Here is an 8,460-nt window from a genome sequence, read left to right on the forward strand (position 1 = left end):
CACAGCAGCCTCGGCTACCGCAGTCCCGCCGAGTACGAGAGCGTCCTCGCGGTCTGACCACCACACCGATGGTGTCCGTCAAAGCGGAGCAAGCTCAGAAGTGCACTCTTGCTAGATGAGAGTCTGGACAGGACTCCTGCGTTAACCGTGGCACCGAATTGGTTTGGGGTCACCAAACAGTGCGGTTGCACAGCCCACGCCTGTGGTTCCGTCAAAGGAGCGGCACGACCTACTCGTCCCCTCCCTGCTCGATCAGGACCAGGCCGCGGGCGTGGAAGTCGTGGACGGTGGCGCGCAGATCCAGCACCGCCTCCTGGCCGCCCAGCATGCCGCGAACTCGGCCACCGGCAGGGTCCCTACACTGCCGGTGGGGTGGCGCAGCTGGAGCACGCCCTGGTCAGCCGCCAGATCCAGCCACAGCGCCTGCACCGAGATCTTCGCCCCGTAGCGGGGGCGCAGCCAGGTCATGCGGCGGGTCATGTCGATGGTCTCGGGCCTGAGGCAGGGGTCGGTGGCGGCCTTCGCGGCGGCGTCGGGGCGAGAATCATCCACTGGTCGTAGCCGGGCGGCTGGAACTGCTGCAGGTTGTACCCGGCGGCCGCCCGTGCCCTGCGCGGCTTGCCGGCCTTTTTGCGTCCCACCCCCATGTCCTCCCAGATCAGCAGGCATTGCTCGACCATGCAACACCCCGCCGTGCGAGCGGACGCGCCGGGCGGGGTGTTGCATGGCAGGCGGCGTACCGGAGGGAATACAAATCATCACGGACCGTACGCATCACTCGCAGTAGTAGTCCAGAACGTACGGCAGGTACCGAGCCCATCTGTCGTACGTCACGTCGTCGGGCGCGGTCAGCGTGCAGTCGTACGGAACGTCGTCGCACGCGATGAACAGCGTGCACTGCAGGGTGGCGTCCTCCAGGGTGTGGCCGATGCTCGCGATCTCGTCCCAGGGGAAATCGATGCTGATGCCGTTCTGTCTGACCAGCCTGATCTCGACCCCGTGGGCATTGATGATCACGGCCCGTTCGTCGTCCTCGGCATGGAAGAACCCGGCGTCCCCGGAGGATAGTTCCCGGACCTGCTCAGGGCCGTCCCCAGTGGGCGGTGCCACGAGCGTGGGTGAGGGCACCACAAGCGTGGGCGGGTGCGGGGTATCCAGGCCGCCGGTGAGCGCGTCGAGCAGTTGCTCCGTGGTGGGCCGCAGTGCCGGGTCCTTCTCCAGGCAGGCCCTGACGATGCCGCTCATGCCCGCCGGGACCCGTGAAAGATCGGGTTCCACGTGCACCGACCGGTACATCAGCATCATCGGCGTGCCCTCCCCGAAGGCGCTGCCGCCCGCAGCCGCCACGAGGACGGCACCGAGGGCGAACACATCGGCAGCGCCCGTCACTTCCCGGCCCTCCGCCTGCTCAGGCGCGAGATAGCCAGGAGTGCCGAAGGCGTGGCCCGTCATCGTCAGCCGGGTGGACTCGACGGCCCGGGCAACACCGAAGTCCAGGACCCGCGGACCGTCCGGCGCCATGATGATGTTGCCCGGCTTCAGATCACGGTGCACGAGCCCGCACCCATGCACCGCCTCCAGCGCCTCCGCCAGCGCCGCGCCGAGCTGCCTCAACCCACCCTCGGCCATCGGCCCTTCCTCAGCGATCAGGTGGGCAAGCGTCGGGCCCGGCACATACGCCGTGGCCAGCCAGGGCGGCTCTGCGTCCGGATCGGCATCCACCACCTGCGCCGTGTGGAAGCCTCCGACCCTGCGCGCCGCCTCCACCTCGACACGGAACCGAGCCCGGAAGGCCGGGTCCGCGGCCAACTCCGGCCTGGCCACCTTCACCGCCAGCAGACGCCCGCCGCGCGACCGGGCCAGATACACCGTGCCCATCCCGCCCGCACCGAGTTCCCGCACCACGGTGTACAACCCCACCCGCTCCAACTGATCTTCCCCCGTTCGCCCCTCACGTCTTCTCGTATCTACCATGTCCCGGACAACGGGTCAGCGGTGTCGGAACAGCTGCTGGAGTCGAAGTACCTCGGTCTGCCAGTGCGCACGGGTCGCACCAGCGCCGGCGGGAAATGCCCGGCCAAGCCGGTTAGCTAGGCGCTGGTAGACCGCAGGATGGCTACTGGCGTCCGCTGCGAGCAGTGAGGACAGCAGCGGTTCTTCGGCAGGCGTACTTGCCTCTACCCGCAGCAAGACCTCCAACTGGTCGTCCGGGTGCAGAGCGGGCAGCGCATTGCCCAGCTGGCGGCGCAACTGCGACCACGTGGTGGTGGAGCGCTCCCGGGCGGCCTTCTTCAACGCTGCGCGCACGGCGGCCGCCACCGGCGCGACCGATTCGGCTGGCAGCCGGGGTGGGCCCGCCGGTGCCGCCTTCTTCTTCGTCCGTGCCTGCGGCTCGGCGGCGGCAGTGCGACGGGCGACGGATGGCGGCTCCGCCTTCTCATTGTTCCTGTCCCGCCCGGCGTTTCTGCCCGGCCCGGCCTGGACGGCGCAGTGCTCGACCGTCCGGGCCTGCAGGCTGCGTCGTGAGGCCGGAACGTTGGCCGCCTTACTCGGCACCACGGCGGCCTCGGTGGCGGTCGCGCTGCGCAGCCGCCGGCTGCGCGCGAGCCACTGCTCGGCCTCCTCGCGCTGCGCCGGGGTCACCTGGTCCCCCGCGCCCTTCACGGTCGTGGCCAGCGAGTCCACCCGGTGCAGCACGTCGCGGGTCGACATCCGGTGCCCGAGCCGTCGCAGTTCGCTGAGGATGTCCCGCATCTGCCGGTGCGCGGCCTGCGTCGGATCACCGAATTTCCGCCGGGACGCGGAGCTGATCGGCCGCGGCGGTGTGGAGTTGAGCTGGCGCGCGTTCTGGTCTGCGAAGTCAAGGGCCCGTTGGGTTTCACGGGCCCGCGCAGCCTGATGTTCCTGGTCTTTGAGGAAGTCCGCCGCGCGCGTGGCGACGGCGTGGTGGTCCGAGGTCCGGTCCCGGGCCGCCTTGACGTCCACACGCGCCAGCAGGCTGCGCACGGCCTCGGGCTCGCCGTCCTGGACGGCCTGGTTCAGCTGCCCGAACATCTCCTCGCGCTCGCGGTTGTGCTCGGCCAGCCAGGTCTGTGCCTGCTCGAGTACGGCAGCCACCTTCTCGGCAGCATCGCCCCAGTTGGGGCCTGCGGCTTCGAGTTCGCGGTACGCCGACTGGACGGCGATCCTGGAACCGGACTGCAGAGCGGCCTCCAGGCGCCCCGCAGGGTGCGGGCGCTGCGCCTGCCGCTCCGCAGACGTGGGCGCGGGCGGCCGCCACACGCCTTGAGGAGCCCGGGTGCTGCGGGCGTGCATGATGCGCTCGACCGCTGGCGTGCGGAAGCCGTCCGGCGTCATGGAGCACTCGTCGAGGCCGAACCACTCGGTCTCCCGCGCGAAGGCCTGCGTGCCGATCCGGACCTGCCGGGCGGTGCCGACGCTGTCGAATCCCACCCGGTGCACGTACCAGCGGCGCACCAGCGTCTCGTCGTCGACCGGCACGGACACGCCCAGGACCGGCTCGACCTCCTCGTCGTCCCACACCGGGGGCACCTCGCCGTCCAGGTGCAGGCGCAGCCCGCGGGCCTGACGCCCCCACAGGATGTCCACGACAGAGCCCAGCGGCGTGCCGTAGCTGATGCTGGCCTGCTGGCCCCGCGCCTTCAGCCAGGCTGCGGCCGCGGAGTTCGCGTACAGGTGGTCGGCGCTGGACACATCCCGGGCCCGGCGCCCGCACACGTGCAGGCCGGTCGGGTCGGGGAAGTGGGCGAAGTGGCACGCCCGGTCGGTGTAGAGCTTGGTGGTGAGTCGTTCGCCGCAGCCGCCGAGCAGCAGTCCGCACCAGAAGGTGTCCTCGGTGTGGTGCCGGCGGAAGGCGTCCAGCTCGATCGCTTCCAGCGGCAGGATCAGCGGATCGTCCGACTCCGCTCCGCCCAGCACCGCTGTCTGAATGCGCCGCCTGTCACCTGGCAACGAGACCCCCCAACCCGGTTCCCACCTACGGACGTTCCATCGTGCCATCGCACACCGGTGGTGTACTGCCCAACCGCGAAACAGTGGGGCGAGGCGTAGCCGGGTCAGTTCCAGGGTGGTTTGCCGGTTCCCTCGGCCCATAGGGCGAGTGCCCGCTGGTCGACGGTGCGGATGCCCACCTGCCGGCAGAACGCGGCGGCGGCCTTGGTGAAGGTGCTGGTGGTGACGACGACGGCCAGGTCGCAGTGGTGGACGTCGCGGTAGGTCCCGTTGACTTTCTGCACGTCCTGGGAGCCGACGAAGGTTCGCGGTCCGTAGCGCTTGGCCTGGATCAGGATGCGCTGCCCGGCCGGGGTGGTGGCGAGCACGTCGGCGGCGAGGTCGCCGGCTCCGCCGACCACCGTCACCTTCGTGCAGCCGTCCCGTCGGCACAGCACCGCGAGGGCGTGCTCGAAGTCCTTGGGGTTCATCGCGAGGAACGGGCCGATGTGGCGCAGCTGTGCGGTGCGGGCTTCGAAGGCCCGGCGGGCGGCCGTCACGCGGCGTCGGATCACGGTCGCGGTGACGGCCAGGGTGAGGGTCAGCAGGGTGAGCAGGAGCGCCAGGTGGTGGACGAGCCAGATCACCGCGAGTACCAGGAGGATGCCGGCGCCGGCTGTGAGGGCGAGGCGCAGTGTGGCGTCGTCGCGGGCCTGCTGTGCCCGGCGTTTGGTGGTGCGGCGTCGTCGTGCCGGCCTGCGGGCCATGGCGTTCCCCCTCGGACCGCGGTGTGACCGTGATGCTAGGGCCGGGAGCTGTTCGGCCGCCGGTGATCAGGCGAACTCCGCGGGCCGTTGAGGCGAGTTGACCGGATCGCATTGGTTGGCGGCCGAACTGTCTGCCCTGTGGAGCCGGGTTCCGGGATCTCCTCCCCCGATGCCGCCGCTCTCTGGCAGGCTCACCGAGAGTTGTCAGGATGCGACCAGGGGTGGGCATGCAGTACATCGGCGCGAGCGTGTTCCTCGCGATCATCATCGTCGTCCGCCTCCGACGCCCCACCCATTCCCACAGCCGCGTGGACGAGGCGTTCACCGTCTTCACCGCCGTCGTGTTCGGCGTCCTGATCGCAGCCACGGCCTGGGGACAGGCGATCCTCCAGCTCGTCGGCGCGGCGACCAAGGCCACCCACTGACATCCGCAGGGAACCGGTGTCACTACGGCCGTGCCGAGGGAGGCATCGGCTGGCGGAGAGGGAAGGATCCGATGGGAAGAACGGCAGGCTGGACAGTTATGGCGCTGATGGCGCTCGCGGGCTGGCTGGTGTGGCGGGCGGGCCTCTACCCGGGGAACTGGCGCTACTCCCTCGGCATCAAGTACCAGGAGAACCGGCGCGACCTACGGGCGGCGCGAGAGAAACTGCGCCAGCTGGAGCAAAGCGTGGGACAGGAACAGGACGGCGCGCGCTCGGCAGTGGCGGCGGCGGTCTCCAGCCATAGGCTCCGGGTCCGCCAGGCCGAACTGCGCCTTGCCCGGCTGCAGGACCCCGGCCATGGCGCACTGCGCACCGAACTCGCCGGCACTCTGCGGCTGTACGACCACGTGCTCGAGGTGACGGCGGAAGGCCGGATCACCGCTCATCCGCTCACCAAGGTCTTGATCCGGGACGAGTACTCACCCTCGGCAGGGCACATCTACCTGACGCTCCCCAACGGCTTCCGGCAGTTGCTGACCTTCTCACTGAAGGAGACACCCGAGGCCGAGGTGAGGGCGTTCGTCGTCGACATCCACAACGCCTTCGCCGCCGACAAGGCGGCGAAGGCCGAGCGCAAGGTCCTCATCCCGCAGGCCAGGGCCCAGCTGAAGGCCGCCATCGCCGACACCAGTGGCCAGGAGCGGGCCAGGCAGCGACTGGGCGAGGTCCGGGCCCGGCTGAAGGGCGATACCCGAATCCCGCAGGCACGACGTGAGCTGGATGCCGCGCGCGACCGCTGGCAGCAGCTGACCGGCCACCGACCCCAGTGAAGCTGGGCGGCCGTTGGCGCTGCGAGCGTGGGGGCTGACCCGTGGCCCATCCGGATCGGGTTCGTCACGGTGGAGCGATCCCCGCGAGCACGGGGCTGACGAGGCCTCGCGCGATTCGGTGGTGGTGACCCTGGAGCGATCCCCGCGAGCACGGGGCGGACGTAAGCAGCTGCTGGGGCTGGAACATCACCTCGGAGCGATCCCTGCAGGCGCGGGGAACTGACCGCCTTTTCACCAGCTGCGGGCCAAGCTAACCGCGAACGGACAGCTAGCCGCAGGGCATCGGACTAACGGTGGCGAGATGACCGGGGTGGGCAGCTTCAGTGGGCCTGACCACCCCGGTGCAGTAGTTTCCCCGCCGGAGCGGGGCCGATAGGCCGAAATACACAGATCTCTGGCCCATCCCTCGGCGGGATGGTCGCGCCCTTGCAGCTGCTGAGCGTTCCCGGGTTCCCTGACAAGGGGTAAAATCGCTGCCTATCCTGTCACAGCGGTAGGTCAGAGAACCGGGATGGGCTCCTGTAGGAGCGTCGGTACCGCTGTTCCTTGTTGGTGGCAGCGCGTCAGGTTGGGCGGGTGAGAAGCAGACCACAGCTGTATGCGCGGCCGCGGCCCAGGCCCTCCGTAAGAGTCGCTACGAAGGTGCCGGGGTCAGTGACGGTGAGGGTCCCGCGGAGCTCGGCTCGGGTGATCTTGAGGCCTTTGTGGTGGTCGGTTGTCACTGGAGGGAGCATGCGGACGGACAGGGTGGTGGAGTCCGCGTCCGCTCCGATTCGGCGCGCCCCGGTTGGGCCCCGGCGCACGTCGCCGACCAGATGGTCTGCCCCGCGCTCGCGGGGATCGCTCCACCCCCTCAAGTCGGGTCGGAGAGTCCAGGCCGTCCGCCCCGCGCTCGCGGGGATCGCTCCGTACACCTCTTCGCCGTCCACCTGGGCCGTGCGTCCGCCCCGCGCTTGCGGGGATCGCTCCGTTGAGCTTGGGGGTCCGTCCGCGCTCGATGGGCAGCGGCCGGTCCTGAGTACACCTCGGCTTTCTCAAACCGATGCTGTACGGCAGTTGGTGGCGGTAGCGTTGCAGGTCACGAAGGGTCAGCCCCGCGCCTGCGGGGATCGCTCCCGCGGTCGTATCCAGCCGCACTTCCTGGCGGAGTCAGCCCCGCGCCTGCGGGGATCGCTCTCACCCACAGAGGTAGAGCTCAGGCAGTCAGTGGTCAGCCCCGCGCCTGCGGGGATCGCTCCGGGAATCGGGCCACCTGGCACCAACCGGGCGGGTCAGCCCCGCGCCTGCGGGGATCGCTCCATGCACGTAGGCCAGAACCTCACCGTGCTCGGGTCAGCCCCGCGCCTGCGGGGATCGCTCCGCCGAGGACGAGGACACCCAGGCGTACCTGGAGTCAGCCCCGCGCCTGCGGGGATCGCTCCCCGGTGAAGGACGACAGCGTAGGCGCGCCCGTGTCAGCCCCGCGCCTGCGGGGATCGCTCCGAGCTGACGTCGTGCCCTTCGGGCATCAGGACGTCCGCCCCGCGCTCGCAGGGATCGCTCCTGGTGGAGCTACGGAATCAAGGGAACGGGAAGTCCGCCCCGCGCTCGCGGGGATCGCCCCGAGTACGTGGGAGGAATGGTCGAGCACCGCGGGTCTGCCCCGCGCTCGCGGGGATTGCTCCACCCAGGGCACCAACATCGCGACCCTCCAAGGGTCTGCCCCGCGCTCGCGGGGATCGCTCCGCAACGACCTTGTCGGCGGCGGTGACCCGCAGGTCCGCCCCGCGCTCGCGGGGATCGCTCTCGGGGGAGCTCCAGCCTGGGGACCGTCTCCCCGTCAGCCCCGCGCTCGCGGGGATCGCTCCATGAAGGTGCGTCGGATCGGCCCCAGCGGCCGGTCTGCCCCGCGCTCGCGGGGATTGCTCCCCGGGGCACACGTACCAGGACACGTGCGGCGGGTCAGCCCCGCGCTCGCGGGGATTGCTCCAGCTCGCCGCCATCACCGAGGGCTCCAGCCTCGTCTGCCCCGCGCTCGCGGGGATCGCTCCAAGACCTGGGAGAGGCCGGCGGCGGACGCTCGGTCCGCCCCGCGCTCGCGGGGATCGCTCCAGGAGGGGCCCGTCGAGGTCGTTGACGGTGAGGTCCGCCCCGCGCTCGCGGGGATCGCTCCCGCCTGGTCTCCGCCGAAGCGTCCGTCGACATGTCCGCCCCGCGCTCGCGGGGATCGTTCCTTGAGCGCGTCGAGGGCGGCCAGGAGGACATGGGGCCTTCGTCGCTATGGGGGCAGCGTGCGGGGCGCCGACCCTGTTCAGTCTGGTCAGCGGTCGCCCTGTTGGCCGGGCTCGTGGCGTTGGCGCGCCGTCCGCCAGTTCGTGATGAGTTCCTCCGCGCTCAGGGGAGCGATAGCGCCACGGCCAGCCTCGACAATCGCGGCGGCAGCCTGCTCACGGTCCGTCTCGCCAGCGGCGACTGCCCGGCCATAGGCCTCAATGGCGTCGACGAGTG

General features: G+C 70.4%; 7 protein-coding genes and 1 CRISPR repeat array. Of the genes, 2 read left to right on the plus strand and 5 right to left on the minus strand.

The window, feature by feature from the left end; all coding sequences use genetic code 11:
• Positions 1-774: 774 nt before the first annotated feature.
• The 3 genes from ABD330_RS31530 to ABD330_RS31540 form a co-directional block, all read right to left on the minus strand.
• Complete coding sequence (locus ABD330_RS31530; RefSeq protein WP_425555718.1) at positions 775-1,878, minus strand: serine/threonine-protein kinase; 1,104 nt, start codon at positions 1,876-1,878, stop codon at positions 775-777.
• 111 nt (positions 1,879-1,989) lie between these two features.
• A complete protein-coding gene (locus ABD330_RS31535) occupies positions 1,990-4,113 on the minus strand; it encodes a hypothetical protein (RefSeq protein ID WP_344469736.1) in 2,124 nt (707 codons plus the stop codon).
• The gene (locus tag ABD330_RS31540) at positions 4,077-4,718 is read right to left on the minus strand and encodes a restriction endonuclease (protein WP_344469737.1); all 642 of its coding nucleotides are present in this window, start codon (positions 4,716-4,718) and stop codon (positions 4,077-4,079) included. Before ABD330_RS31540 ends, ABD330_RS31535 begins: the two co-directional genes overlap by 37 nt.
• Before the next feature lie 209 nt (positions 4,719-4,927).
• On the opposite strand from ABD330_RS31540, the gene ABD330_RS31545 reads away from it, so the two are divergent.
• A complete protein-coding gene (locus tag ABD330_RS31545; protein WP_344469739.1) occupies positions 4,928-5,143 on the plus strand; it encodes a hypothetical protein in 216 nt (71 codons plus the stop codon).
• Between the two features lie 98 nt (positions 5,144-5,241).
• Positions 5,242-5,973, plus strand: a complete 732-nt coding sequence (locus ABD330_RS31550) for a hypothetical protein (protein WP_344469740.1) — start codon at positions 5,242-5,244, stop codon at positions 5,971-5,973.
• A gap of 563 nt (positions 5,974-6,536) precedes the next feature.
• Here ABD330_RS31550 and ABD330_RS32605 read toward each other — a convergent pair.
• Positions 6,537-6,902 carry a type I-E CRISPR-associated protein Cas6/Cse3/CasE gene (locus ABD330_RS32605; RefSeq protein ID WP_425555717.1) on the minus strand — a complete coding sequence of 122 codons (366 nt, stop codon included), beginning with the start codon at positions 6,900-6,902 and terminating at the stop codon, positions 6,537-6,539.
• A gap of 162 nt (positions 6,903-7,064) precedes the next feature.
• A CRISPR array of direct repeats spans positions 7,065-8,185; the repeat unit is 24 nt; unit sequence GCCCCGCGCTCGCGGGGATCGCTC.
• A gap of 87 nt (positions 8,186-8,272) precedes the next feature.
• On the minus strand, positions 8,273-8,460 hold a 188-nt coding region (locus ABD330_RS31560), incomplete at its 5' end, for a hypothetical protein (protein WP_344469741.1).

It is taken from the genome of Kitasatospora kazusensis (genome assembly GCF_039529945.1).
GTDB classification, from domain to species: Bacteria; Actinomycetota; Actinomycetes; order Streptomycetales; family Streptomycetaceae; genus Kitasatospora; species Kitasatospora kazusensis.

Bases quoted from the DNA above. Each gene is read 5' to 3' on its own strand.
- ABD330_RS31530 (WP_425555718.1), bottom strand. From the start codon at position 1,878: ATGGGCACGGTGTATCTGGCCCGGTCGCGCGGCGGGCGTCTGCTGGCG.
- ABD330_RS31535 (WP_344469736.1), bottom strand. From the start codon at position 4,113: ATGGGCCGAGGGAACCGGCAAACCACCCTGGAACTGACCCGGCTACGC.
- ABD330_RS31540 (WP_344469737.1), bottom strand. From the start codon at position 4,718: ATGGCCCGCAGGCCGGCACGACGACGCCGCACCACCAAACGCCGGGCA.
- ABD330_RS31545 (WP_344469739.1), top strand. From the start codon at position 4,928: ATGCGACCAGGGGTGGGCATGCAGTACATCGGCGCGAGCGTGTTCCTC.
- ABD330_RS31550 (WP_344469740.1), top strand. From the start codon at position 5,242: ATGGCGCTGATGGCGCTCGCGGGCTGGCTGGTGTGGCGGGCGGGCCTC.